Genomic DNA, 26,303 nt, shown 5'->3' with positions numbered 1-26,303 from the left:
CAATTACCCCACTTTACATGCGCCATACACCCATGTACCATTGAGCTAGTACAAAAGAACCTCTTCCATCAGGAGCACGCATGTCTACGGACACCATCCAGAAGCTGGCCCGCCCTTCCGTCCTCGGCGGCGCGATGATCATTGCCGGAACCGCCGTTGGCGCCGGCATGTTTTCCATTCCGATCGTCACTTCCGGTGTCTGGTTCAGCGGCTCCGTCGCGCTGCTGGTGTATACCTGGGCCTGCATGTTGCTTTCTGGCTTGATGATCCTCGAAGCCACGCTGCACTACCCGAGCGGCGCCAGCTTCAACACCATGGTCAAAGATCTGCTGGGTAAGGGCTGGAACGCCGTGAACGGCCTGTCGGTGGCGTTCGTACTCTACATCCTGACCTACGCCTATATCTCCGCCGGCGGCTCGATTATCGCGCATACGCTGGAGGGCATCGTCGGCGTCGGCCAGACCACCGCCGGCCTGGTATTCGCACTGGTCGTGGCGTTTATCGTCTGGCTCTCCACCCGCGCGGTCGACCGCCTGAGCACCATTCTGATCGGCGGCATGGTGATCACCTTCGTGATGTCCGTGGGCGACATGTTCACCCACGTGCAGCCCGCGGTGCTGTTCAACACCGGCGATGACCAGGCCAGCTATCTGCCTTACGCCCTGGCGGCGCTGCCTTACCTGCTGACCTCGTTCGGCTACCACGGCAACATTCCCGGGCTGGTGAAGTACTACCACAAGGACAGCAGCTCCGTGGTGCGCAGCCTGGTGTACGGCACCCTGCTGGCATTGGCTATCTACATCCTGTGGCAGTATGTGATTCAGGGCAATATCGCGCGCGACGCCTTTAAGCAGGTGATCGCCGAAGGCGGCAATATCGGCAGCCTGCTCAAGCAAATGGGCAACGTCTCCAGCAGCCAGACCGTCAGCCAACTGCTGAACGCCTTCTCCTATATGGCGCTGGCCAGCTCGTTCCTCGGCGTGTCGCTGGGCCTGTTCGACTACCTGGCGGACTTCTGCAAGTTCAAGGACGACGCCGTCGGGCGCAGCAAGACCGCGCTGGTGACCTTTGTGCCGCCGACCCTGGCCGCGCTGCTGTTCCCGAACGGTTTCCTGTACGCCATCGGCTTCGCCGGGCTGGCGGCCACCATTTGGGCAGTGATCGTGCCGGCGCTGATGGCGCGCGCCAGCCGCCGCCGCTATCCGCAGGCGGGTTACCGCGCACCGGGCGGCAACGGCGTGATCCTGTTCGTCATCCTGTTCGGCTTGATCAACGCCGCCGCACATATCCTGTCGCTGTTCGGTCTGCTGCCGGTCTTCCACTAATCCGCGAAGGGAGAGCGCCTGCTCTCCCTTTCCCGCACTGTTTTTACGCCGGGCTATTGCCTGAAATCGGCGGCGCGAGTACCTTGTCGCAACTTCTCTAATACTCTTCATTGCGGATGAATTGAAATGGCAAGAGCTAACGAAATTAAGCGCGGCATGGCGATCAGCTACAACGGCAAGCTGCTGCTGGTAAAAGATATCGACGTGCAGAGCCCGAGCGCCCGCGGCGCCAGCACCCTGTACAAAATGCGCTTCTCCGACGTGCGCACCGGCCTGAAAGTGGAAGAACGCTTCAAGGGCGACGATATCCTGGACACCATTTCCCTGTCGCGCCGCAAGGTGAACTTCTCCTATATCGACGGCGAAGAATACGTGTTCATGGATGACGAGGATTACACGCCGTACATCTTCAAGAAAGACCAGATCGAAGACGAGCTGCTGTTCATTCCGGAAGGCGGCCTGCCGGGCATGCAGGTGCTGACGCTGGATGGTCAGGTGCTGGCGCTGGAGCTGCCGCAGACCGTAGATATGGAAATCGTCGAGACCGCGCCGGGCATCAAAGGCGCCTCCGCCAGCGCCCGCAACAAACCGGCCACCATGGCGACCGGTCTGGTGATCCACGTGCCGGAATACCTCAGCGCCGGCGAAAAAATTCGCATTCATATCGCCGAACGCCGCTACATGAGCCGCGCCGACTAGTCGACGCCAACGGGGCCGATGCTCGGCCCCGTTTCATTTTCCGCTACGGCAACGCCGGGAAAAAGCGCCGCTTGAGCGCCAGCTCGACGCCGCGCAACTCCGCCAGCCCTTTCAACCGCCCGATGGCCGAATAGCCCGGATTGGTTTTCTTTTTCAAGTCGTCCAGCATCTGATGCCCATGATCGGGGCGCATCGGGATCGGCCGCCGATCGCCGGCCCGCTGCCGACGCAGCTCTTCGGTCAGGATCGCTTCGATCACCGCCACCATGTCCACATCGCCCTGCAGGTGCGCCCCCTCGTGGAAGCTTTTCGGGTTCTCCTCGCGGCAGGTGGCGCGCAGGTGGGTAAAGTGAATGCGATCGCCGAAGGTTTCAATCATCCGCACCAGATCGTTGTCGGCGCGCACGCCGTATGAACCGGTGCACAGGGTGAAACCGTTATAAATGCTGTCGACGGTCTGCTTCAGCCACTGCATGTCTTCAATCGTGGAGACGATGCGCGGCAGGCCGAGGATCGGCCGCGGCGGATCGTCCGGGTGCACCGCCAGCCGGATGCCGGCCTCTTCCGCCACCGGCACGATGGCACGCAGAAAGACCGCCATGTTTTCGCGCAGTTGCGCCTTATCGATGCCGTCATATTCCGCCAAGCGGCGGCGGAACTGCTCCAGCGTGTAGCCCTCTTCCGCTCCCGGCAGCCCGGCGATGATATTGCCGGTCAGCGTGGCCTTCTCCTCCTCGCTCATGGCGGCGAAATAGGCCGCCGCCTGGCTGCGCTCTTGCGGCGTATAGTCCGCCTCAGCGCCGGCGCGCTGCAGGATATGCAGCTCGAACGCGGCGAAGGCGATCTGATCGAAACGCAGCGCCTTGGCGCCGTCCGGCAGCAAATAGGTCAGATCGGTACGCGTCCAGTCGAGGATCGGCATGAAGTTGTAGCAGACGGTATCGATGCCGCAGGCCGCCAGGTTGCGCAGCGTCTGCTGGTAATGGGCGATATGCCGCTGCCAGTCCCCGCTGTGGGTTTTGATCTCCTCATGCACCGGCACGCTCTCCACCACCGACCACACCAGCCCCTTTTCCGCCAATAGCGCCTGCCGCGCGCGGATTTCGTCGATCGGCCAGACTTCGCCGTTCGCGATATGATGCAGCGCCGTCACGACTCCGGTCGCCCCAGCCTGACGCACATCATCCAAAGAAACCGGATCGTTCGGGCCATACCAACGCCATGTTTGTTCCATGTTTTGTCCTTATGCCTGTCTCGCACCGCGATGCTGTTATACCAGTTTAATTTAGATGTCAGTTATCTTTAAGGTACTCTTTCGCCCTGCGCTGTCAAAACCGAACCCCTCATTGGTTGATCCACTTCACGATTCTGGCTTATTTTGGACTGACCAATTCCTTTGGCTGGCCGACATCCTTACACTGGTCGCAGTTTTTTATCACCGGTGCCACCCTGCCTGCGCGGCGGAAAACTGGTCTGCTAACTTGGCGCAAGTGGCCCGCCAGCTGTCTTACCCGTTTTGGAGATGAGATGAAAACGATCGCCAACACCCCGCTGCCGAGCACCGTCCGGCAGCCGGACTATGACCGCCGGGCCCTGCGCAGCCGCATCGTGCACCTTGGCTTCGGCGCGTTTCACCGCGCGCATCAGGCGCTGCTGACCGATCGGGTGCTGAACGCCCACGGCGGCGATTGGGGCATTTGCGAAATCAGTCTTTCCGGCGGCGTGCCGCTGTTTGAGGCGCTACGGCAGCAGGATCATCTGTACAGCGTGCTGGAGAAAGGCGCAGACGGCCATCAGGCCATCGTGGTCGGTGCGGTGCATGAAAGCCTGCATCGCAAGCTGGAAGGCATTGCCGCGGTGCTGGAGAAACTGGCCGAGCCGCAGGTGGCGATCGTCTCGATGACCATCACCGAAAAAGGCTATTGCATCGAGCCCGGCAGCGGACGGCTGGATCGACAGCATTCGGGGATCGTCGCCGATCTGGCGTGGCCGCACCAGCCGCAGACCGTGCCCGGCATTTTGGTGGAAGCGCTGCGGCTGCGGCGCGAACGCGGCCTGCCCGCCTTCTCCCTGCTCTCCTGCGATAATATTCCGGAGAACGGCCACGTGCTGCGCCGGGCGGTGCTCGATCTGGCGCAGGTGCGGGATCCGGCGCTCGCCGACTGGATCGCCACCGCCGCCACCTTCCCCTGCACCATGGTGGATCGCATCGTGCCGGCCGCCACGCCGGCCACGCTGGATGAGATTGCCGCCGCGCTGGGCGGCGTGCGCGACGAATGCGCCATCGCCTGCGAGCCCTTCATCCAATGGGTGGTGGAAGACAACTTCGCCGCCGGACGCCCAGCGTGGGAGCAGGCCGGCGTCCAACTGGTCAGCGATGTGCTGCCGTTTGAACACATGAAGCTGCGCATGCTGAACGGCAGCCACTCATTCCTGGCTTACCTCGGCTACCTGGGCGGCTACCGTTACATCAACGAGTGCATGGCGGATGAGCACTACCGCCGCGCCGCCCTGCGGTTAATGCTGGACGAACAGGCCCCGACGCTGAGCGTCACCGGCATCAGCCTGCCCGACTACGCCGCACAGCTTATCGCACGCTTCAGCAACCCCGCGCTGCAACACCTCACCTGGCAGATCGCCATGGACGGCTCGCAGAAGCTGCCGCAGCGCCTGCTGGACGCCGTTCGCTGGCATCTGCGGCACGGCGGCGACTATAGCGGGCTGGCGCTGGGCGTGGCGGGCTGGATGCGTTACGTCGGCGGCGTCGATGACGCCGGTCAGCCGATCGACATTCGCGATCCGCTGGCAGACGTGCTGCAACAGACTATCGCCGCCACGCCGGACGATCGGCAGCGCGTAACGGCGCTGTTGGCGCTGAAATCGGTGTTCGGCGAAACGCTGGCGGCGCATGCGGCGTTTATAGAAACGGTGACGCAAGCCTATTTGTCGCTGCGCGATCGCGGGGCGCGTGAAACGGTGAAGGAGTGGGTGATGCGGTGAGGAGCCTGCAGGAGTGAGAATAACCATGCCGGCGTAACGTTACGCCGGCATGGCGGAACGACTTAACGATAAACGACCGTCATAACAGCAAGTTTTTTCTGTTGGTCTACCCACTTCATTTCGGTTGTGCCTAGATTTAGCGGAAGTTCTTTGCGTGTAGCATCAAAACCTGACAACGCTTGCTGGGCCTGATAACGCTGGCCGTTGCGGTAACATTGCGTATTCGCCTTAGAATCTGCAATCTTGACCGTGCAAGGACTTTCAACGATAGAACCGACGAAGCGAATTACCCCGCCGGCCACTCCTGCATGACTCACTGCCGTCCATGAAAACAACATTCCTACGATCAAAAATAACCGAAAGGTATTCATGGCAACCTCATTTTTAGTTAAGCCAATTTAACCATAGAGGATCTTGTTAGGAATAATCGCAAGGAAAGGGACAGGATTTGATCGTTAATCGCGTCATTAACAATGTAAAAACAAGCTACTAACAAAAGTTAACCGCATCTAATACAGGGTTTTATCTAAGAATTTTCTTGCAAAGAAAGGTGGATTTTACCGGTTGAAAAGCGCAGGGTGACGTGCAAAATTTGCGAGATAGAGCACAAATTAAATCGCCGCCCCGGCAGCCTAACTCATTTATTAAGCAAGTTAATTTTTGCACCAGGAATGATTAATGACCAAAACCAATTTGATTACCGGCTTTCTCGGCAGCGGTAAAACCACCACCATCCGCCATTTGCTGGCTCATAAGCCCGAACAGGAACGCTGGGCGGTATTGGTCAATGAATTCGGCGAAATAGGCATCGACGGCGCGCTGCTGGCGGACAGCGGCGCGGTGCTCAAAGAGATCCCCGGCGGCTGCATGTGCTGCGTCAACGGCCTGCCGATGCAGGTGGGCTTGAATATGCTGCTGCAGCAGGCCAAACCGGATCGGCTGCTGATTGAGCCGACCGGGCTCGGACACCCGAAGCAAATCCTGTCGCTGCTGACCCAGGAGAGCTATGCCGGCTGGATCGATCTGCAGGCCACGCTGTGCCTGCTGGATGCCCGCCAGCTCAGCCAACCCCGCTACCGCGACAACGAAAACTTCCGCGATCAGCTGGCCGCGGCCGACGTTATTCTGGCCAGCAAAAGCGATACCTATCAGCCGGAAGATCGATTGGCGCTGGAAGCCTGGAGGGCACAAGATCCGCTGCAGCGGCCCTGCTACGCCATCGAGCAAGGCGAGGCGGATGTCGCGTTGTTGTCACTTCCTCGCACGAATCGTGCAGAATTACCGGACGCGCAGCATCATCATGGTCAGGCGAAAACGCAGGGGCTGGCGGCGCTGCGATTGCCGGAGCACGCCCGCTGGCGGCGAGCGTTGAACGAGGGACAAGGTTTCACCAGCTGCGGCTGGATTTTTGACGCCGACACCCAGTTCGACACCGTCGGCTTTATGGAGTGGGTGCGGCTGGCGCCGGTCGAACGCGCCAAAGGCGTGGTACGCATCCCCGAAGGCACATTGCTGATCAATCGTCAGGGGCAGGATCTCAACATCGAAACCCGCCCGCTCGCGCCGCTCGATAGCCGGATTGAACTGATCCACAGCGAAAATACCGACTGGAACGCCCTGCAATCCGCCTTGTTTAAGATTCGTTTAAGTTAAACCCCGTACCGTTGCCCCCCCGGTTTCCGCAGGGCGGCCGGGTTTGGTTTCGTTTTCATTTTTCCAACAGGTTTATGTCATGACACGCCGCAATTTACCCTTCATTCTCTTCTTTAACTTACTGGGCGTTGCGCTGTTTCTGTCCTGGTTCTTGCCGGCCAATCACGGCGGCTGGTTTACCCTGGATTCGGCGATCTTCTTCTTCTTTAATCGCCATCTGGCCACCGACCCGACATTTTTGCATCTGGTCGCCATCACCAATAACCGCGCGTTTGATGTCATTTCGCTGCTCGCCATGGGTCTGCTGTATCTGTACTTCTACCTGAAGCAGGACGCCGCCGGCCGACGCCGCCTGGTGATCACCGGCGTGGTGATGCTGCTGACCGCCGTGGTGCTGAACCAGTTTGGTCACCTGCTGCCGGTGAAACATCCGAGCCCAACCCTGACCTTCGACAATATCAATCGCGTCAGCGCATTGACCGGCATCCCCACCAAGGACGCCTCCGGCGACAGCTTCCCCGGCGACCACGGCATGATGCTGATTATTTTTTCCTGCTTTATGCTGCGCTATTTCGGCCGCGGCGCCTTCGCCATCGCCCTGCTGATTACGCTGGTCTTCTCATTGCCACGCGTGATGATTGGCGCCCACTGGTTTACCGATATCGCCGTCGGCTCGCTGTCCGTGGTGCTGGTTGGCGCCAGTTGGGTGCTGATGACGCCATGCAGCGACTGGATTATTGAACGGTTGAATCGCCTGTTGCCCGGCAAGCACCGCGCCAGCCAACCATAACTTGTATCTATGACTCATACCGGGAGGCCCGCGTCTCCCGTGCTCTCCCCCCGCGCAGCGCGCAAAATGTCTCCGCCGTCCGTTAACGGTTTGCAACCTGATTTCACGCCAGATTCATACATCGGACAATTGGCGTTTTTTATATGAAGATTTACATTATGTTACATCACAAATTCATATAAAAAAGACGGGAAAAAGGCTCGCAATCCCCTATTTGTTCCGGTAATCTCAGATGCGTTTGTGCCTGGTTTAAGTCGAATCAGTATGGAATCCGATAAAAATGTGCGTTCCCGCACGTTTTCAGCGGTAACTGATTGTCGATGCAGCAGGTGCGGACTAGGCTCGTTCCGTTTGGCATTTTTCAGGTAGCGACTTTCGTCGTTAAGGACTTCAAGGGAAAACAACAACAATGGTCAAATCTCAACCGTTTCTGAGATATTTTTTGCGGGTAGTCCCTGCAATTGCCGCTGCGGTTATGCTGTCAGCGTGCAGCTCGACTCACACTTCGAACTTGAATAACGCACAAACTGAGATGCGTGCAGTTAATGACAAAGACGGTCTTTTACTGCAAGCCTCTCAGGATGAATTCGAAGCGATGGTCCGCAACGTTGACGTCAAGTCAAAGATTATGGATCAGTACGCGGATTGGAAAGGCGTTCGCTACCGCTTAGGCGGTGACACCAAGCGCGGCATCGATTGCTCGGCGTTTGTGCAGCGCACCTTCCGCGAACAATTCGGTATGGATTTACCGCGCTCTACCTATGAACAGGAAGATCTCGGCAAGAAAATCCAGCGCACTAAGCTGCGTGCCGGCGATTTGGTGCTGTTCCGCGCCGGCTCTACCGGGCGCCATGTCGGCATCTATTTAGGCAACGATCAGTTCGTTCACGCCTCCACCAGCAGTGGTGTCATGATTTCCAAGCTGACCGATAACTATTGGGACAAACGTTATCGAGAAGCGCGCCGGGTGCTGACCAGCGGCTGACGGCGCATCGCCTTGAAGATTCTGAATACCAAACGAGCGATAAGCGCCGCCTACGGGCGGCGTTTTTTTTTGGCGGTCAAACAGGTGCCATCGAAATTGATCCCTGGGTTATCGTCACCTCTCCCCCTTAACTCCGCCGCACGCCATTATTTTGATAAACTGTTGGCAGGAAATCGCGCCGTCGAGGAAAAACTCGCCTATTATCGTCAGATGACGGTAACGGCACCCCGGCGTTATTTAAAACGTTTCCGCTTAAAATAAGCGCACTCTATTTATGTCGGCGACGCCGCGTATTTAAACGGCGCCGCCGGTTGGTACGGGATAAAAAGGCAAAAATGAAAAAAAAGCCCTTGGTACAATCCATTAACTGGCAGTGCGCCCCCCCTGACGCCCTGTTGCAGAGGACTCGGTTATGGGCTTGAAACGGGCTTTCGCCCGCAGCGTATCTCACCGACAGCGCAGCCTGGCTAAAAGCGGCGTCGCCGCTCTGGTATTTTTTACGCTATTCACCGCGGTCACGCTTTCTTTGATCAACCACCAGCGCACGCAATATCAACATAAAGTCGAAGCGCGTACGCAAAAGTTCACGCTGGGTTATATCTCACACCTGACTGCAGTGATGCAGCAAATGATGCCGCTGCTGGACAAGCCTTGCCTCTCCAGCCAGTCGGACATTACCTACCAGGCGGCCTTTACCAGCGGCGTGCGCACCTTCCTGTTAGTGAAGGAGGGCTACGCCTATTGCTCCTCCGCCACCGGCGACATGATGTTGCCGATGAAAAGCCTTTATCAGGAAATCGACTGGAATCTGCCCCTGGACCTGAAGCTGCAGCAGGGCACGCCGATCGTGCCAAACAAGCCGGCGGTTGCGGTTTGGCTGCGGCATCCCGGCAAGCAGGCGACCGGCATCCTCGCTACGCTGGACATCGATCTGATGCCCTATCTGCTGTTCACCTCGCACGATGAACAGGCGCCGGGCATCGCCATCGTGATGGGCAACCGCGCGCTGACCACTTTTAGCCCAAACCTGATGCCGGTCGATCAGCTACCGAAAGGCAAGGCGGATACCCTGCCGCTGCCCAATCTGCCGCTGACCATCCTGTTCTACAACGAGAAGCTGACGCCCAACGACATTCGCCTGACGCTGCTGGGCAGCCTGGTGCTGTCATTGATGATCGGCGTACTCTGCTACTACATGCTGTTGCTGCGGCAAAGCCCGGAGCGCGCGCTGCTGCGCGGCATCAAGCGCAACGAGTTCTTTATCGAATACCAGCCGGTATTCCATACCGACAGCAACAGCATCGGCGGGCTGGAAGCGCTGATCCGCTGGCAGCATCCGATCGAGGGCCGCATCCCGCCCGATGTCTTTATCCCCTACGCCGAAAGCAACGGGCTGATCGTGCCGCTTACCCGCCATCTGTTCAGGCTGATCGCCGAAGATGCACCGCAGCTCGCCAAAGCGCTGCCACGGGGAGGCAAAGTCGGTCTCAATATTTCCCCCGCCCACCTTAGCGCGCCGTCGTTCCATCAGGACGTGTATGAACTGTTGGCGCAGCTGCCGGGCGATTACTTTACGCTGGTGTTTGAAATCACCGAGCGCGGCATGGTGGAAGAAGAGAGCGCGCTGGCGGAGTTTGACTGGCTGCACAAACAGGGCATCGAGATCGCGGTAGACGATTTTGGCACCGGCCACAGCGCGTTGATCTATCTTGAGCGCTTCACCATGGATTACCTGAAGATCGACCGTGGCTTCGTCAACACCATCGGCCAGGACACGGTCACCGCGCCGGTGCTGGATGCGGTGATCTCGCTGGCGAAAAAGCTGAAAATGCTGACGGTGGCCGAAGGCGTCGAAACCGCCGAGCAGATGCAGTTCCTGCAAGAACACGGCGTCAACTTCATGCAGGGATACTACTTCAGCAAGCCGCTGAGCATCGATGATTTCGTCGCCTACTGCAATGCTCATCAGGTCTTTGATTATCAGGCAAAAAAATAGTTAATCTTTAAGCATCTTTACCCTGCGCCCGCCCGAAGAATGTTATGCTGGGCGCAGGTTGTACTTTATTCCACAGCAGGAGCTTACCGTCCGATGTCCGTGCGCATTTTCGCTGCTCTGGTGCTCTCGGCACTGAGCTTCGGTCTGCAGGCCGAAGCCCTCAACGAAAGCTACGCTTTCGCCCTTCTCGGTGAACCGAAATACGCCACCGACTTCAGCCATTTCGACTACGTCAACCCGGCGGCGCCCAAGGGCGGAGACGTACGGCTGGCGGCCATCGGCACCTACGACAACTTCAACCGCTTCGCCACCCGCGGCGTGCCCGGCGAGCGCACGATGGAGCTGTACGATACGCTGTTCACCAACTCCGACGACGAACCCGGCAGCTATTACCCGTTGATTGCCGAATCGGCCCGTTTCCCGGCCGACATGCGCTGGATGGAATTGGATATCAACGCCCGCGCCCGCTTCCAGGACGGCAGCCCGATCACCGCCGCCGACGTGGCCTTCACCTTCAATAAATTCATGACCGAAGGCGTGCCGCAGTTTCGCTCCTATTACAAAGGCGTCACGGTCAAGGCCATTTCCCGGTTGACCGTGCGCATCGAACTGCCTAAGGCGAATCGGGATCAAATCCTCAGCCTGCTCAGCCTGCGCGTATTGCCGGAAAGCTTCTGGAAGAACCATAAGCTCAATGAACCGCTCAACACGCCGCCACTCGCCAGCGGCCCGTATAAAATCAGCGATTACCGCCTCGGTCAGTACATCACCTATCAGCGAGTACGCGACTACTGGGCCGCCAACCTGCCGGTGAATCGCGGCCGTTATAACTTCGACAGCATTCGCTACGATTATTACCTGGACGATAAAGTGGCGCTGGAAGCCTTCAAGGCCGGGGCTTACGATTTCCGCATCGAGCCGTCGCCCAAAAGCTGGGCCACCCAGTATCAGGGCGGCAACTTCGCGCGCAACTACATCATCAAGCAGGACGAGACCAACCAGGCGGCGCAGAATACCCGTTGGCTGGCGTTCAACCTGCAAAAACCGCTGTTCGCCGATCGTCGGGTACGGGAAGCGATCGGCCTGGCTTTCGACTTCAACTGGATGAACAAGGCGTTGTATTACAACGCCTATCAGCGCGCCGACAGCTATTTCCAAAACACCGCCTACGCCGCCCGTAGCTACCCGGACGCCGCCGAACTGGCCTTGCTGGCACCGCTCAAAGGCCAGGTGCCGCCGGAGGTGTTCACCAGCATCTACCAGCCGCCCTCCTCCGACGGCAGCGGCAACGATCGGCAAAATCTGCTGAAAGCGACCCAACTGCTGAAAGAAGCCGGTTGGGTGGTCAAAAATCAAAAGTTAGTCAACGCCAAAACCGGCCAGCCGTTCACCTTTGAATTGATGCTGCTGAGCGGCAGCAACTTCCAATATGTGCTGCCGTTCCGCCACAACCTGCAGCGGTTGGGCATCGAGATGCAAATCCGCGAGGTCGACGCCTCGCAATATACGCGCCGCATGCGCGAGCGCGATTTCGACATGATGTCGACGGTGTACATGGCGATGCCGTTCCCCAGCGCCGATCTGCAAATCCTGTGGGATTCGCAGTACATCGATTCCAGTTACAACACGGCCGGCGTCAAAGACCCGGCGGTCGACAGCCTGGTGAGACAAATCGCCGCCCATCAAGGCGACGAAAAAGCCCTGCTGCCGCTCGGCCGCGCGCTGGACCGGGTGCTGATCTGGAACAACTACATGCTGCCGATGTGGTACTCCAACCACGATCGCTACGCCTATTGGGACAAATTCTCCACGCCGCCAATCCGCCCGGCCTATGCGATTGGCTTCGACAACTGGTGGTACGACGTCAACAAGGCGGCGCGTTTACCGGCTCAGCGGCAATAAGGAGTCGGAATGGCAGCCTATCTGATACGCAGACTGTTATTGGTGATCCCCACGCTGTGGGCGATCATCACCATCAACTTTTTTATCGTGCAAATCGCCCCTGGCGGCCCGGTCGATCAGGCCATCGCCGCCATTGAACTCGGGCACGGCAGCGGGTTTGGCAGCGGCGGTGTCGGCGAAGGCCTGGGCCATGCCCGGGCGGGCATCGCGGCAGGCGACGGCCAGTATCGCGGTTCACGCGGCCTGGATCCGGAGGTGATCGCCGAGATCACCCAACGTTACGGCTTCGACAAACCGCTGCACGAACGCTACTTCACCATGCTGTGGAACTATATGCGCTTCGACTTCGGCGACAGCCTGTTTCGCGGCGCTTCGGTGATGCAGCTGATCGGCCAGAGCCTGCCGGTCTCCATCACGCTGGGCCTTTGGAGCACGCTGATCATCTACCTGGTGTCGATTCCGCTCGGCATCCGCAAAGCCGTCCACAACGGCAGCGCGTTCGATACCTGGAGCAGCACGCTGATCATCATCGGCTACGCCATTCCGGCTTTCCTGTTCGCCATCCTGATGATCGTGCTGTTCGCCGGCGGCAGCTACCTCGACTGGTTCCCGCTGCGCGGCCTGGTGTCCAGCAACTTCGACACCCTCTCGTGGCCGGCGAAGATCGCCGACTATCTGTGGCACATCACTCTACCGGTGCTGGCGACGGTGATCGGCGGCTTCGCTACCCTGACCATGCTGACCAAGAACTCGTTCCTCGACGAGATCCGCAAGCAGTACGTCACCACCGCCCGCGCCAAGGGGTTGGATGAGAAAAAGATCCTGTACCGCCACGTGTTCCGCAACGCCATGCTGTTGGTGATCGCCGGTTTTCCGGCCACCTTTATCAGCATGTTCTTCACCGGCTCGCTGCTGATTGAGGTGATGTTCTCGCTCAACGGCCTGGGGCTGCTGGGCTACGACGCCACGCTGCAGCGCGACTACCCGGTGATGTTCGGCACGCTGTATATCTTCACCCTGATCGGCCTGCTGTTGAATATCCTCAGCGATATCACTTACACCCTGGTCGATCCGCGCATTGACTTCGAGGCCCGCCAATGAGCTGCCTTAGCCCGATCAACCAGGCGCGCTGGGCGCGTTTTCGCCGCAATCGCCGCGGCTACTGGTCGTTGTGGATCTTTTTGGTGCTGTTCACGCTGAGCCTGGCCGCCGATCTGATCGCCAACGACAAACCGCTGTTGGTGCGTTATGAAGGCCGCTTGTACCTGCCGTTTATGATTAACTACAGCGAAACCGCCTTCGGCGGCGAGCTGAACACCGAAGCCGACTATCAGGATCCGTTCGTCCAACGGCAGATCGAACGGCACGGCTGGGCGGTTTGGGCACCGATCCGTTTCAGCTACGACACCATCAACTTCGCCACCGAGGTGCCCTTCCCCTCGCCGCCTTCGCGCCACAACCTGCTCGGCACCGACAGCAACGGCGGCGACGTGCTCGCTCGTGTTCTGTACGGTTTTCGCATCTCGATGCTGTTCGGCCTGGCGTTGACGCTGTTTTCCAGCCTGATCGGCGTGTGCGTCGGCGCGACCCAGGGGTATTACGGCGGGCGTTTCGATCTGTGGGGGCAGCGCTTTATCGAAGTGTGGTCGGGCATGCCGACGCTGTTTCTGATCATTCTGCTGTCGAGCATCGTCCAACCCAATTTCTGGTGGCTGCTCGGCATCACCATCCTGTTCGGCTGGATGAGCCTGGTCGGCGTGGTGCGCGCCGAATTCCTGCGCACCCACAATTTTGACTACATCCGCGCCGCGCGCGCCATGGGCGTGCCGGATCGGGTGATCATGTCCCGCCATATGCTGCCCAACGCCATGGTGGCGACGCTGACCTTCCTGCCGTTTATCCTCTGCGGCTCGATCACCACCCTGACGTCGCTCGACTTCCTCGGTTTCGGTCTGCCGATCGGTTCGCCATCGCTCGGCGAATTACTGCTGCAGGGCAAAAACAATCTGCAGGCGCCGTGGCTCGGCATCACCGCCTTCCTGGTCTTGGCGGTGCTGCTGTCGTTATTAATCTTTATCGGCGAAGCGGTGCGCGACGCCTTTGACCCCAGCAAGGCGCATTGATATGGCCACTCCTTTGCTCGCTATTCAGGATCTCAGCATCGCCTTCCGCCAGGGCGACACCGTCACGCCGGTGGTCAACGCACTCTCGCTGCAAATCGCGCCGGCGGAAACGCTGGCGCTGGTAGGAGAATCCGGCTCCGGCAAAAGCGTCACCGCCCTGTCGATACTGCGCCTGCTGCCCGCGCCGCCGGTGGTTTACCCTGCCGGCGATATCCTGTTCAACGGCGACTCGTTGCTGCATGCGCCGGAAGCGGCGCTGCGCAAGGTGCGCGGCAATCAGATCGCGATGATCTTTCAGGAACCGATGGTGTCGCTTAACCCGCTGCACACCATCGAAAAACAGCTGGCGGAAGTGCTGATGCTGCACCGCGGCCTGCGGCGCGATGCCGCGCGCGCAGAGATCGTCGAATGCCTGGAGCGCGTCGGCATCCGTCAGGCCAAGAGCCGGCTGCAGGATTACCCGCATCAGCTGTCCGGCGGCGAACGCCAGCGGGTGATGATCGCCATGGCGGTGCTGACCCGCCCGAAACTGCTGATCGCCGACGAGCCCACCACCGCGCTCGACGTCACTATCCAGGCGCAGATCTTGACGCTGCTGCAAGAACTGAAGCAAGAGATGGGCATGGGGCTGCTGTTTATCACCCATAACCTGAATATCGTGCGCCGCCTGGCGGATAACGTGGCGGTAATGCGTCAGGGGCGCTGCGTAGAGCAAAACGCCCGCGCGCAGCTGTTCAGCCGGCCGCAACATCCTTACACGCAGCAGCTGCTGGCCGCCGAGGACGTCGGTGAACCGCTGCCGCTGCCTGCCGCAGCCAACGGGCGCCCCGGCGACGAGCGGCCGCTGCTCAAGGTGGAAAATCTGCAGGTGCGCTTCCCCATTCGCCGCGGCCTGCTGCGCCGCACGGTGGATTATCACTATGCCTTGAAATCATTGAGTTTCGAGCTGCGCGCCGGGGAAAGCGTGGGGCTGGTGGGGGAATCCGGCTCGGGCAAAAGCACCACCGGGCTGGCGCTCCTGCGCCTGCTGGCCTCACAAGGCGCCATCTGGTTCGACGGCGAACCGCTGCACCCGCTCACGATGAAGCAGATGCTGCCCTACCGCAGCCGGATGCAAATCGTCTTCCAGGATCCCTATTCCGCCCTGAACCCGCGCCTGAACGTACAGCAAATCATCGCCGAAGGGCTGGAAGTGCACCAGCGGCTTAGCGCCGAGCAACGGGAACAGCGCGTGATCGCGGTGTTGCAGGAAGTCGGCCTGGATCCGCAGCTGCGCCACCGCTATCCCACCGAGTTTTCCGGCGGGCAACGCCAGCGTATCGCCATCGCGCGCGCGCTGATCCTGCAGCCGCAGCTGCTGATCCTCGACGAGCCGACCTCTTCGCTGGATAAATCGGTGCAGGCGCAGATCCTGACGCTGCTGAAATCGCTGCAGCAACGCCACCGGCTGGCTTATCTGTTCATCAGCCATGACCTGCAGGTGGTGCGTTCGCTATGCCACCAGGTCATCGTGTTGCGACAGGGAGAAGTGGTTGAACAGGGAGACTGCCGGGCGATTTTCGCGGCGCCCGCCGCCGACTATACCCGTCAACTGCTGCAGTTGGCGGATTAGCGGCGAATTCTAGAAGGGGTACTGCGCGCTGAGCGGTTCGGCGATCGCGGCGCCGACGTTTTTCAGGCGGCACATGGTGGCGCTCTCGTCGCTGCGCTGCACGAACAGGCAAGGCTCGCCTTCCCATTCGACGATCGCGCAATCGACCTGAATCTCCTGCAGCGACAGATTGAGCTGTTGCATTACCTGCCAGGCCTCGGCCCCTTCATGGCTGAGTAACTTCAGCCCAATCAGGTTGTTATCTTCGTCTATTCCGTTAAACGGAATCGGTTCAACCTTCACGCCGGTGAAACCAGATAGCCAACGATAACTTTGCGGCAAGCGATGCACTACCGAAAGTTGGATACTCTCCACATGAAATCCCTAGATTGAAAAGGTGAAACACTTTTACCTGACAGGGTTACTAAGTTATAGCCGCTGACTCCCGACTCTGCCGCGCACAAATGTTATTTAAATGTAAATTTTGCCGCTAGCCATTAACTTGACCCCGTGCTTGCCGATGCCGTGCCATTTTTTGGCGCGCCGTGCGGTGTTATTTCACGGCATTTTGCGACTCAGCTCGCATTTTTGCGTTATATGTAACCCTTTCCCGCAGCGATCTCAACTCTTTTTTCTTGCAATGCGACTACTTTTCCGTCGCCATATTTTTACAATGAAGAAACATTTAGCCCACCACGTTAGCGCAGCCTCCCCTGCTAATGCCTTGATTTACATCAATCCTAATCCAAACCCTCCGCAGCGCTCAGCCGGCAGAACGCTGCGCCTCCCGAGGAATATTAGGCGATGCGGCGGTGGAATTTTTTAACAAAAAACACACAGAGGGGAAAACGGCCAGTTGATTAGCTTGCGTATATTTAGCAACAAAATTTCTATTGCCAGTTGCACCCTGAAATGGCAAGGCGCAACCCCATGACGATGCGGGGCGACACGCCCCGAATCGGGAGAACGTCAGGCCGCGCGATTGCGCGGCCGGCTGGCGTAAAAATAAAATAGCACCGCCACGATGCTGCACAGCGCCATTGAGGTGACCATGGGCCACGCGCTTTTGCCCGGCGCCATCGACAGGACCGCCCCCACCAGCGCGCCGATGCTGAAGCGCAACGTGCCGGCCAGGGAAGACGCAGTGCCCGCCATATGTGGGAAATCATCCAGGATCACCGCCATGGCGTTGGAGGAGATCATCGCGATGCACCCCAAATAGACCGCAACACCGATCACCAGCGCCCAGAAGCCCAGGCCGACGGCGCTCACAGCCACCAGCCACAGCCCCATTGCCAGCTGCACCAGCAGCCCCAGTTTGAACATCTTGACCGCACCGAACCGCCGCACGTTGCGGCTGTTGATCAGCGTCGTCAGGAACAGAAAGACGATGTTCAGCGCAAAATAGTAGCCGAAGTGCTGCGGCGAAACGTGGTTCAGTTCGATGTAGACGAACGGCCCGGCGCTGAGGAACGAAAACATGCCCGCAAACGAGAAGGCGCTGGCCAGCATGTAGCTCAGCACCCGTTTGTGGCGGAACAGCGAACCGAAGTTGCCCAGCGTGGTGCGCAGGTGGAACCGCTGTCGCCGCTCTTTCGGCAGCGTCTCCTTGATGAACAGGGCCACCAGCAGTGAACCGATCAGCGCCGCGGCGCCCATGGTCCAAAAGATGGCGTGCCAGCTGAACCACAGCAGCAACGCACCGCCGATCATCGGCGCCAGCAGCGGCGCGATGGTCATCACCAGAATGACGAACGACATCATGCGCGAGAACTCATCCTTGGTGAACATATCGCGCATCAGGGCATTGATCACCACGCTAGCGGCGGCCGCCGCCAGGCCGTGCAGGAAACGCAGTCCGATCAGCTGATCGATCGATTGCGCCATGGCGCAGGCGCAGCCGGCGATGGCGAAGATCAGCGTTCCCCACAGGATCACCGGCTTGCGGCCGATGCTGTCCGACATCGGCCCATAGAACAGCTGCCCGAAGGCAAAGCCGAGCATATAGGCGCTGAGGGTCATCTGCACGCTGCCGGACTCGACGCCAAACTGGGCGGCGATCACCGGCATGCTGGGCAGGTACATGTCGATGGCCAACGGCATCAACATGGACAGCAGGCCCAGAATGAAAATCAAACCGAGATGAGAGGTTCGGTTCTGTTGCACGTTCCACGACTCCTTAATCGGCCGCAATCAATGATCGGTTTTCAGTCCTGCAGGTGCGGCGCGCCCACGCTGGCGATCTCTTCTTCGGTCAATGGGCGGTATTCGCCCGGCGCCAGATCGTCATCCAGCACGATGGCGCCGATGCGCTCACGGTGCAGCTCGATCACCCGGTTGCCGACGGCAGCGAACATCCGCTTCACCTGGTGGTAGCGCCCTTCGCTGAGGGTCAGGCGTACCAGGCGCTCGTCAACCTGCTCCAGCGTCGCCGGGCGCGTCAGGTCTTTCTCGTTGTGCAGTTGCACCCCTTCGGCGAAACGCTGCGCGGTGTCTTCCGCCAACGGATGCTCCAGCGTCACCAGATAGGTTTTCTCGCAGTGGTGGCGCGGCGACGTGACGCGGTGCGACCACTGGCCGTCGTCGGTCATCAACACCAGCCCGGTGGTGTCGATATCCAGCCGCCCGGCGGCGTGCAGCTTGTACGCGACCGGCTCATCGAGAAAATACAGCACCGTCGGATGATCGGGGTCGTCGGTAGAGCAAACGTAGCCCTGCGGTTTGTTGAGCATGAAATAGCGCGGGCCGTTCTGCTGCTGCAGCGGATTGCCGTCGAACGCCACTTCTTGCTCCGGGGTCAGTTTGATCGCCCCGCTCTTCACTACCTCACCGTCCACGGTGACGCGTTTAGCCCGAAGTTCGCGCGCAACCAGCGCACGGCTAATGCCTAACTGCTGAGATAAAAACTTGTCCAATCGCATGGGATCTGCTTTGCCTGTCGTTGTTATGATCGCATTGATCGTATTGCCAAAATATGACGCCCGCCGTTGCACCGGGTGCAAATGGCAGGTTCAGGGGGGGAATCGCGTGGGGGAACAGCGATTGCTGTCACACGAGTATAGCGGCACAACGCGTTGCCCGACAGAGGTAATTTTCACGCTCCTCGCACCGCGCGCGCTCAGAAGGCATAATAATAGAAATTTTTCGGCTGTCCGGGGAGCAGAGTGTCACGGTTTCTGTGGGAACCGAGGTGACACAACCGCTTCCCGACGGCCCATCTCAACCCACGGCGTTCATTTATGGCCTTTACCCTACGCCCCTACCAACTGGAAGCGGTCGAAGCCACCATCAACCATTTCCGGCGGCATCCCGAACCGGCGCTGATCGTGCTGCCGACCGGCGCCGGCAAAAGCCTGGTGATTGCCGAACTGGCGAAGCGCGCCCGCGGGCGGGTGCTGGTGTTGGCGCACGTCAAGGAACTGGTGGCGCAAAACCACGCCAAGTACTGCGCCTACGGCCTGGAAGCGGACATCTTCGCCGCCGGCCTGCAGCAGAAAGAGAGCGCCGGCAAGGTGGTGTTCGGCAGCGTGCAATCGGTGGCGCGCAACCTGCCGCTGTTCGACGGCGCCTTTTCGCTGCTGATCGTCGATGAATGCCACCGTATCAGCGATGACGACGACAGCCAGTACCAGCAAATCATCCAGCATTTGCAGAAAACCAACCCGCAGCTGCGGCTGCTGGGGCTGACCGCCACGCCCTATCGCCTGGGCAAGGGCTGGATTTACCAGTATCACTACTATGGCTTTACCCGCGGCGACGGCGCCAGCCTGTTTCGCGACTGCATCTACGAGCTGCCGCTGCGCTATATGATTAAGAACGGCTTCCTGGTACCGCCTGAGCGGCTGGATATGCCGATCGTGCAGTACGATTTCAGCCGGTTGGAAGCCAGAAGCAACGGCCTGTTCAGCGAAGCGGATCTGAACCGCGAGCTGAAGCGGCAAAACCGCGTCACGCCACATATCATCAGCCAGATCGTGGAATACGCAGAGGATCGCAAAGGCGTGATGATCTTCGCCGCCACCGTGGAGCACGCCCGCGAGATCCACGGCCTGTTGCCGAACGGCGAAGCCGCGCTGGTCAGCGCCGAAACGCCGCCCGCCGAGCGCGATGCGCTGATCGACGCGTTCAAACAGCAGCGGCTGCGCTATCTGGTCAACGTCGCGGTATTGACCACCGGCTTCGATGCGCCGCACGTCGATCTGATCGCTATCCTGCGCCCGACCGAGTCCGTCAGCCTGTATCAGCAGATCGTCGGGCGCGGGCTGCGACTGGCGCCCGGCAAGGAGGATTGCCTGATCCTCGACTACGCCGGCAACCCGCACGACCTGTTTACGCCGGAGGTCGGCGTCAGCAAGCCGCACGGCGACAGCCAGCCGGTGCAGGTGTTCTGCCCGGCCTGCGGCTTCGCCAACCTGTTCTGGGGCAAGTGCACCGAAAATGGCGACATCATCGAGCACTACGGCCGCCGCTGTCAGGGCTGGCTGGAGGACGACGACGGCCACCGCGAGCAGTGCGATTACCGCTTCCGGTTCAAGAGCTGCCCGCACTGCGGCGCGGAGAACGATATCGCCGCGCGCCGCTGCCATCAGTGCCAGGAAGTGCTGGTCGATCCCGACGACATGCTGAAGGCGGCGCTGAAGCTGAAAGACGCGCTGGTGCTGCGCTGCGGCGGCATGGAACTGCAGAGCGGCCGCGATGACAAGGGCGAATGGCTGAAGGCCACCTATTACGACGAGGACGGCACCAGCACCAGCGAGCGCTTCCGCCTGCAGACGCCGGCGCAGCGCAAAGCGTTCGAGATGCTGTTCCTGCGCCCGCATCAGCGCGCGCCGGGCGTGCCGTTCGCCTGGCACACCGCCGCCGACGTGCTGGCGCAACAGCAGGCGCTGCGCCATCCGGATTTCGTGGTGGCACGCAAACGCGGGCAGTTTTGGCAGGTGCGCGAGAAAGTGTTCGATTATCAAGGCCGTTTCCGCCGCGCCAATCAATTGGCCTGAGCGAGCGGCCCCCAATCTGGGCAGGTTTTCGTTGCCCTGCGGGCGGCTTTCCGTTAAAATGCCGCGCGCTTTACCTGGGTCAGCCCAGCGTTAAAGCGGGTTTCCGAACTTGCTACTTGGGTCGCCTGTAGCAGGGTAAATTTTCTTTTAAGAGAAAAAACAATGTTCACTATCAATGTAGAAGTACGTAAAGATCAGGGTAAAGGTGCGAGCCGCCGCCTGCGTGCAGCAAACAAATTCCCAGCTATCGTTTACGGTGGCAAAGAAGCTGCAGTTTCCATCGAATTGGACCATGATTCTGTTAAGAACATGGAAGCTAAACCAGAATTCTACAGCGAAGCAGTAACTCTGGTTATCGACGGTAAAGAAACCAAAGTTAAGGTTCAGGCTGTACAGCGTCACCCGTTCAAGCCAAAACTGGCTCACATCGACTTCGTTCGCGTTTAATCGCTACGTTTTCGAACCTTTCGGGACGCCGAAATAAAGAACGCCGCAATTGCGGCGTTTTTTATTGTCTGCACTTCGGCACGCTTACTTGCCGCCGCCGGTCCGGCGCTGCAGCTGATCGCGCAGGTTCGGCGGCGTGCCTTTGATGGTCAGCGTGTCGGTGGCCGCATCCCAGAAAATGCGCTCGCCCAGCAGCATGGCGTCGAAGTTCAGGCTGATGCCGCCGCCGCTGCCGGCGAATTTGGTCAGCTGACGCAGCGTGCCGCGATCCGCCGGGAAGCTCTCTTCCAGCTCATACCCTTGCTCGCTGGAGAACTGCATGAAGTCTTTCTCGCCGACCGGCGACAGCTCCTGCGACAGCGCCTGCAGTTCAATCTCTTCGCCCGCCTGCAGCTGTTCGTTGCAGTAGCTGTACACCTGCTGGCGCACCGACTGGCGCTCGTTCTTGTCCAGCTGCGCATCGGCGCAATAGTCGTCTACCGCCTGCAGCAGCCCGCGGTTTTGCGCCTTGGTGTCCAACCCTTCGGACGCCGCCAGGAAGTCCATGAAGAAGTCGGCGACCTTGCGGCCCACGCGCCCGCGCAGGAAGGTCAGGTAGCGGGTCGATTCCGGGTTGGTTTCCCACTCGGTCAGATCGATGCGCGCAACGATATCGGCGTTGTTGATGTCCAGATAGTGCGTGGTGTTGATATCCAGCTCTTCGTTGACGCGCATGCTGTTACGGCTGTTCAACACAGCGATCAGCAGGTACTCCACCGCCAGATAGCGGTATTGGCCGAACAGTACCACGCCGCCTTCGGCGAACGGATACTTCGCCAGTTCGTCGCGCAGGCGACCGGTGGCCGCGCGGCTGAAGGCCAGAAAGTCTTTATCGTCCTTGCGGCAGGTGCGCAGCGCTTCCGCCAGTTCGCTGCCTTCGTTGAACAGGCCTAAGGCCTTGCTCTTGGCGCTGTAGACGCGATGCAGTTCCGCCATCATTTCTTCCACCGCCGAGTTGGTGGGAAGCAAGGAATCGCGCAGCACCACGTCCAGCGTTTGCTCGTCGCGTTTCACCAACTGGTGCAGAGCAATCTGGTCGATATCCAGACTCATGGTAAATCCTCCTGTTCTTTAGGCGCGTATTCAAACACTGAAGGCCCCGCCCTGCAATACTAAAAAACCGCGGGAAACCGCAAAGGCGCAGCGAGGGCCTGCCCCGGCGCAGGTGAACAATTTCCCGAATGACAGGAAGTGATAAAAGAGCGGAAAATCACTGCCCTATACGGTAAGATAGGGCACTTTGCAGATTACTAAGCGCAATTTTATGCCACAATCATCCCGTTACAGTGACGAACACGTTGAACAACTGCTCTCAGAGCTGGTCAATGTTCTGGAAAAACACCATACCCCCACCGATCTTTCCCTGATGGTGCTGGGCAACATGGTCACTAATTTGATCAACACCAGCGTTGCCCCCGCGCAGCGGAAAACCCTGGCGAGATCGTTCGCGGAAGCCCTTCAGGCTTCTGTCCGTGAAGATAAAGCGCATTAATATTTACTTATGGTGACAAACCGTCAGCGTTATCGTGAAAAAGTCTCCCAGATGATCAGTTGGGGGCACTGGTTCGCCTTGTTCAACATTCTGCTCGCCCTTGGGCTGGGCAGCCGCTACCTGTTTGTCACCGACTGGCCCGCTTCCCTGCTGGGCCGGGTTTATGCCCTGGTCAGCCTGCTGGGGCATTTCAGCTTTATCGTGTTCGCCGGCTATTTGCTGGTGATCTTCCCGCTCACCTTCGTGGTGATGTCGCAGCGGCTGCTGCGATTTATTTCCGCCGCGCTGGCCACCGCCGGGCTCACGCTGTTGCTGGTCGACAGCGAAGTGTTCTCTCATTTCCACCTGCACCTCAATCCGGTGGTGTGGGATCTGGTGGTCAACCCGGACCAAAGCGAGCTTTCGCGCGACTGGCAGCTGATGTTTATCTGCGTGCCGGTGATCTTCCTGGTGGAGATGCTGTTCGGCACCTGGAGCTGGCAGAAGCTGCGCAGCCTGAACCGCCGCCGCTTCGGCAAACCGCTGGCGGCGCTGTTTATCAGCGCCTTTTTCGCGTCGCACCTGATTTACATTTGGGCTGACGCCAACTTCTATCGCCCAATCACCATGCAGCGGGCCAACCTGCCGCTCTCGTACCCGATGACCGCGCGCAAGTTCCTCGAAAAACACGGCCTGCTCGACCAGCAAGAGTATGAGCGCCGCCTGGTGCAACAGGGCAATCCGGAAGCGGTCGCGGTGGAATATCCGCTCAGCGATCTCAGCTACGGCGACAAAGGCAGCGGCTATAACCTGCTGATGATCGTGGTGGATGGCATTCGCGCCAAAGACGTGGCGCAGGACATGCCGGCGCTGACGCGCTTCGCCCAGGAAAACGTGCGTTTCAACGATCACTACAGCTCGGGCAACCATGCCGATACCGGGCTGTTCGGCCTGTTCTACGGCATTTCCCCGACCTATCTGGACAGCGTGCTCGCCGGGCGCAAGCCGTCGGCGCTGATCAATGCGCTCAGCGATCAGGGCTACCAATTGGGGCTGTTCTCTTCCGACGGCTTCAATGCCAGCCTGTATCGTCAGGCCCTGCTGACCGACTTCTCGCTGCCGACGCCGGCGCCGCAAAACGACGCGCAAACCACGCAGCAATGGCAGCGCTGGCTGACGGATCAGGGCGGCAAAGAGCCGTGGTTCTCCTATATCAACTTCAGCGGCGCCGAGTCGGCCGAAGGCGACAAAAACCCGGCGCCGGCCGACTTTATCCAACGCTATCGCACCGGCGCGCAAGACGTGGATGCCCAGATAGCCCAGGTACTGGATACCCTGAAACAGCGTGGCCTGCTGGACAAAACCGTGGTGGTGATCACCGCCGAACACGGCGTCGAATTCAACGACAGCGGCAAAGGCCAATGGGGCGCCGGCACTGCCTTCAACCAGGCGCAACTGCAGGTGCCATTGGTGATCCACTGGCCGGGCACCCCGGCGCAGACCATCAGCAAGCTGACCGGCCATAACGACGTGATGCGCACCTTGATGCAACGGTTGCTGCACGTGAAAACCGCGCCGAAAGACTATTCGCAGGGCGAAGATCTGTTCACCGCCCAGCGCCGCAACGACTGGATCGCCACCGGCGATGGCAATCAGCTGGTGATCACCACGCCAACGCAAACGCTGATGCTGGACAACAGCGGTAACTATCGCGTCTACGATCAGAACGGCGATGAAATAAAAGACGAGAAACCGCAGCTTGCTCTGCTGCTGCAGGTGCTGACCGATGTAAAACGCTTTATCGCCAACTAACTGCTTAAAACTAAAGCAATCAAGTGGCGAGGCGCTTGCATTAACATCGGGAATCGGTAGTATGATTTTTCATAGCGTCGGCATGTAGCGCAGCCTGGTAGCGCACCGTCATGGGGTGTCGGGGGTCGGAGGTTCGAATCCTCTCATGCCGACCAAATTTAAGAAAACCTGCTGTTACAGCAGGTTTTTTTTCGTCTGCATATTGAGAGGATTAGGCCGCACCGGTTTGGCCCATGCGCTAGCGGAGGCCTGGGCAGGGCCTCTATCTCAGCGCGGCTGCAGGCAGTTTTCTTCTTTCCAGCCGTACAGCCATTCCATTCCGCGATAAAATTCCGCCTGAGATTTGCCTTTCCATAACAGATTACGCACCTGGCGCTCAACGCCTGCGGCGTGATAAACACGGCCCATCTCACGGGTTGACCAGACGATGCGCGCCGTGCGCGGAATACGTACCGACTCGTACAGGGCAAGCGCTTTTGCCGCATCCCCTCCATGCTCTTCCAGCGCTTTACCCAGCGTTACCGCATCCTCCAGCGCCATGCAGGCTCCCTGCGCCATATACTGTGCCACCGGGTGCGCTGCGTCTCCCACCAGCGTGATACGGTCGTTGCCCCATTTCTCCACCGGTTCACGATCGGCGGTTGACCAGCGGCGCCACGAGGTCGGCTTATCCAGCATCTGGCGCGGACGCGGGTGAATACCGGAAAAATAGGAAAGCACCTCCTCTTTACTGCCCTCCTTCACACCCCATTCCTCCTGCTGACGGCTATGGAACGTCACCACCAGGTTATACTGCTTCCCGCCGCGCAGCGGGTAATGCACCAGATGGCAGTGCGGCCCCGCCCACAGTACCGGCGCGTTAATGCGTAAATCCTCCGGCATCTCATCGCAATTAATCACGGCGCGGTAAACCACATGTCCGGTCACCCGCGGCGCATCGCCCAGCAGGTACTGCCGCACCACCGACCTCACGCCATCGCAGCCGATAAGAATATCCGCCGTCCAGCGATTACCCTGCTCATCAAATACCGTCACATCGTCCACCGTTTGGCTGATACCCGCCACCTGCGTTGAGGTACGGTATTCCACATCCGGATGGGTCAATACCGCTTCCCAAACAGAGGCGTGGATATCCGCCCGATGGATAACCGCATAGGGACCGCCAAAGTGATCGCGAAATGCTTGCCCGGTCTCAATATGCACCACCTCCTGGGCATTGACCGCATCCATCAGGGTAATGTGATCGGTAAAGACGGCGCGCTGACGCGCTACGCCGCCCACACCCAGGCTATCCAGCGCGGAAAAGGCGTTGGGGCCGAGCTGAATACCCGCCCCAATCTCACCAATCTCGTGCGCCTTTTCCAACAACATCACTTTAATGCCCTGGCGAGCCAGCGAGAGCGCAGTCGCTGCGCCGCCAATGCCTCCCCCGACGATAATTGCGCGCATCACTTTAGCCATTGTTTTCCTCCT

At 59.4% G+C, this 26,303-nt stretch carries 23 protein-coding genes and 1 tRNA gene; 17 read left to right on the top strand and 7 right to left on the bottom strand.

The genetic code is table 11. The features are described 5' to 3' along the window. The first annotated feature begins 80 nt into the window (after positions 1 to 80). Together mtr and yeiP are read left to right on the top strand one after the other, a co-directional pair. Positions 81 to 1,325, top strand: coding sequence for a tryptophan permease (gene mtr / locus FHU12_RS04600; RefSeq protein ID WP_025303548.1), 1,245 nt, complete (start codon positions 81 to 83; stop codon positions 1,323 to 1,325). Positions 1,326 to 1,451: 126 nt separating this feature from the next. Beyond that, a complete protein-coding gene (gene yeiP, locus FHU12_RS04595) occupies positions 1,452 to 2,024 on the top strand; it encodes an elongation factor P-like protein YeiP (protein WP_141967699.1) in 573 nt (190 codons plus the stop codon). Positions 2,025 to 2,067: 43 nt separating this feature from the next. Here the strand turns inward: yeiP and uxuA are convergent, their stop codons facing one another. After that, entirely contained in the window at positions 2,068 to 3,258 is a 1,191-nt protein-coding gene (gene uxuA, locus FHU12_RS04590; RefSeq protein ID WP_141967697.1) for a mannonate dehydratase, read from the bottom strand. 293 nt (positions 3,259 to 3,551) lie between these two features. On the opposite strand from uxuA, the gene FHU12_RS04580 reads away from it, so the two are divergent. Beyond that, complete coding sequence (locus FHU12_RS04580; protein ID WP_141967693.1) at positions 3,552 to 5,024, top strand: mannitol dehydrogenase family protein; 1,473 nt, start codon at positions 3,552 to 3,554, stop codon at positions 5,022 to 5,024. 62 nt (positions 5,025 to 5,086) lie between these two features. On the opposite strand, the gene FHU12_RS04575 is transcribed toward FHU12_RS04580, so the two are convergent. Continuing rightward, complete coding sequence (locus FHU12_RS04575; protein WP_141967690.1) at positions 5,087 to 5,395, bottom strand: YmdA family protein; 309 nt, start codon at positions 5,393 to 5,395, stop codon at positions 5,087 to 5,089. Between the two features lie 307 nt (positions 5,396 to 5,702). On the opposite strand from FHU12_RS04575, the gene FHU12_RS04570 reads away from it, so the two are divergent. The 9 genes from FHU12_RS04570 (at position 5,703) to yejF (ending at position 16,085) form a co-directional block, all read left to right on the top strand. Further along, positions 5,703 to 6,677 (top strand): CobW family GTP-binding protein, encoded by a 975-nt coding sequence (locus FHU12_RS04570; protein WP_141967688.1) that lies wholly within the window; start codon positions 5,703 to 5,705, stop codon positions 6,675 to 6,677. Positions 6,678 to 6,756: 79 nt separating this feature from the next. Next, positions 6,757 to 7,467 (top strand): phosphatase PAP2 family protein, encoded by a 711-nt coding sequence (locus tag FHU12_RS04565; RefSeq protein ID WP_141967686.1) that lies wholly within the window; start codon positions 6,757 to 6,759, stop codon positions 7,465 to 7,467. A gap of 409 nt (positions 7,468 to 7,876) precedes the next feature. Beyond that, positions 7,877 to 8,452: a bifunctional murein DD-endopeptidase/murein LD-carboxypeptidase gene (mepS, locus tag FHU12_RS04555; protein ID WP_038876300.1), complete on the top strand. Its 576-nt coding sequence runs from the start codon at positions 7,877 to 7,879 to the stop codon at positions 8,450 to 8,452. Between the two features lie 12 nt (positions 8,453 to 8,464). Then, a complete protein-coding gene (locus FHU12_RS04550) occupies positions 8,465 to 8,713 on the top strand; it encodes a hypothetical protein (protein ID WP_141967684.1) in 249 nt (82 codons plus the stop codon). A gap of 151 nt (positions 8,714 to 8,864) precedes the next feature. Next, positions 8,865 to 10,448: a cyclic di-3',5'-guanosine monophosphate phosphodiesterase PdeN gene (gene pdeN / locus FHU12_RS04545; RefSeq protein ID WP_141967683.1), complete on the top strand. Its 1,584-nt coding sequence runs from the start codon at positions 8,865 to 8,867 to the stop codon at positions 10,446 to 10,448. A gap of 93 nt (positions 10,449 to 10,541) precedes the next feature. Beyond that, on the top strand, positions 10,542 to 12,350 hold the full coding sequence (locus FHU12_RS04540; protein WP_141967681.1) for an extracellular solute-binding protein: 1,809 nt from the start codon (positions 10,542 to 10,544) through the stop codon (positions 12,348 to 12,350). A 9-nt stretch (positions 12,351 to 12,359) separates the two neighbouring features. Further along, the gene (locus tag FHU12_RS04535) at positions 12,360 to 13,451 is read left to right on the top strand and encodes a microcin C ABC transporter permease YejB (protein WP_141967679.1); all 1,092 of its coding nucleotides are present in this window, start codon (positions 12,360 to 12,362) and stop codon (positions 13,449 to 13,451) included. Continuing rightward, entirely contained in the window at positions 13,448 to 14,473 is a 1,026-nt protein-coding gene (locus tag FHU12_RS04530) for an ABC transporter permease (RefSeq protein ID WP_141967677.1), read from the top strand. Before FHU12_RS04535 ends, FHU12_RS04530 begins: the two co-directional genes overlap by 4 nt. 1 nt (position 14,474) lies before the next feature. Next, on the top strand, positions 14,475 to 16,085 hold the full coding sequence (yejF, locus tag FHU12_RS04525; protein ID WP_141967675.1) for a microcin C ABC transporter ATP-binding protein YejF: 1,611 nt from the start codon (positions 14,475 to 14,477) through the stop codon (positions 16,083 to 16,085). Positions 16,086 to 16,094: 9 nt separating this feature from the next. Here the strand turns inward: yejF and FHU12_RS04520 are convergent, their stop codons facing one another. The 3 genes from FHU12_RS04520 to rsuA all read right to left on the bottom strand — a co-directional run bounded on the left by FHU12_RS04520 (position 16,095) and on the right by rsuA (position 18,985). Beyond that, on the bottom strand, positions 16,095 to 16,439 hold the full coding sequence (locus tag FHU12_RS04520) for a YejG family protein (protein ID WP_004935763.1): 345 nt from the start codon (positions 16,437 to 16,439) through the stop codon (positions 16,095 to 16,097). A gap of 594 nt (positions 16,440 to 17,033) precedes the next feature. After that, on the bottom strand, positions 17,034 to 18,230 hold the full coding sequence (locus FHU12_RS04515) for a Bcr/CflA family multidrug efflux MFS transporter (RefSeq protein ID WP_141967673.1): 1,197 nt from the start codon (positions 18,228 to 18,230) through the stop codon (positions 17,034 to 17,036). Positions 18,231 to 18,271: 41 nt separating this feature from the next. Then, positions 18,272 to 18,985, bottom strand: a complete 714-nt coding sequence (rsuA, locus tag FHU12_RS04510; protein ID WP_141967671.1) for a 16S rRNA pseudouridine(516) synthase RsuA — start codon at positions 18,983 to 18,985, stop codon at positions 18,272 to 18,274. 318 nt (positions 18,986 to 19,303) lie between these two features. Between rsuA and radD the strand changes: the two genes are divergently transcribed. Further along, positions 19,304 to 21,061, top strand: a complete 1,758-nt coding sequence (gene radD, locus FHU12_RS04505; RefSeq protein ID WP_141967669.1) for a DNA repair helicase RadD — start codon at positions 19,304 to 19,306, stop codon at positions 21,059 to 21,061. A 162-nt stretch (positions 21,062 to 21,223) separates the two neighbouring features. After that, positions 21,224 to 21,508, top strand: a complete 285-nt coding sequence (gene rplY / locus FHU12_RS04500; protein ID WP_019453645.1) for a 50S ribosomal protein L25 — start codon at positions 21,224 to 21,226, stop codon at positions 21,506 to 21,508. 84 nt (positions 21,509 to 21,592) lie between these two features. Here the strand turns inward: rplY and yejK are convergent, their stop codons facing one another. Next, on the bottom strand, positions 21,593 to 22,600 hold the full coding sequence (yejK, locus tag FHU12_RS04495) for a nucleoid-associated protein YejK (protein WP_141967667.1): 1,008 nt from the start codon (positions 22,598 to 22,600) through the stop codon (positions 21,593 to 21,595). A gap of 211 nt (positions 22,601 to 22,811) precedes the next feature. Here yejK and FHU12_RS04490 point away from each other — a divergent pair, with 211 nt between their 5' ends. The 3 genes from FHU12_RS04490 (at position 22,812) to FHU12_RS04480 (ending at position 24,985) form a co-directional block, all read left to right on the top strand. Next, positions 22,812 to 23,039: a YejL family protein gene (locus tag FHU12_RS04490; protein WP_004935782.1), complete on the top strand. Its 228-nt coding sequence runs from the start codon at positions 22,812 to 22,814 to the stop codon at positions 23,037 to 23,039. 9 nt (positions 23,040 to 23,048) lie between these two features. Next, positions 23,049 to 24,830 carry an LPS biosynthesis-modulating metalloenzyme YejM gene (gene yejM / locus FHU12_RS04485; protein WP_141967665.1) on the top strand — a complete coding sequence of 594 codons (1,782 nt, stop codon included), beginning with the start codon at positions 23,049 to 23,051 and terminating at the stop codon, positions 24,828 to 24,830. A 78-nt stretch (positions 24,831 to 24,908) separates the two neighbouring features. Next, positions 24,909 to 24,985 (top strand) — tRNA-Pro (locus FHU12_RS04480). 112 nt (positions 24,986 to 25,097) lie between these two features. Here the strand turns inward: FHU12_RS04480 and FHU12_RS04475 are convergent. After that, positions 25,098 to 26,291 carry a 3-hydroxybenzoate 6-monooxygenase gene (locus tag FHU12_RS04475; protein ID WP_043136451.1) on the bottom strand — a complete coding sequence of 398 codons (1,194 nt, stop codon included), beginning with the start codon at positions 26,289 to 26,291 and terminating at the stop codon, positions 25,098 to 25,100. Positions 26,292 to 26,303 lie beyond the last annotated feature (12 nt).

Source organism: Serratia marcescens (genome assembly GCF_006715005.1).
Classification (GTDB): Bacteria; Pseudomonadota; Gammaproteobacteria; order Enterobacterales; family Enterobacteriaceae; genus Serratia; species Serratia montpellierensis.
This window is presented reverse-complemented; position numbering and strand designations above follow the sequence as displayed.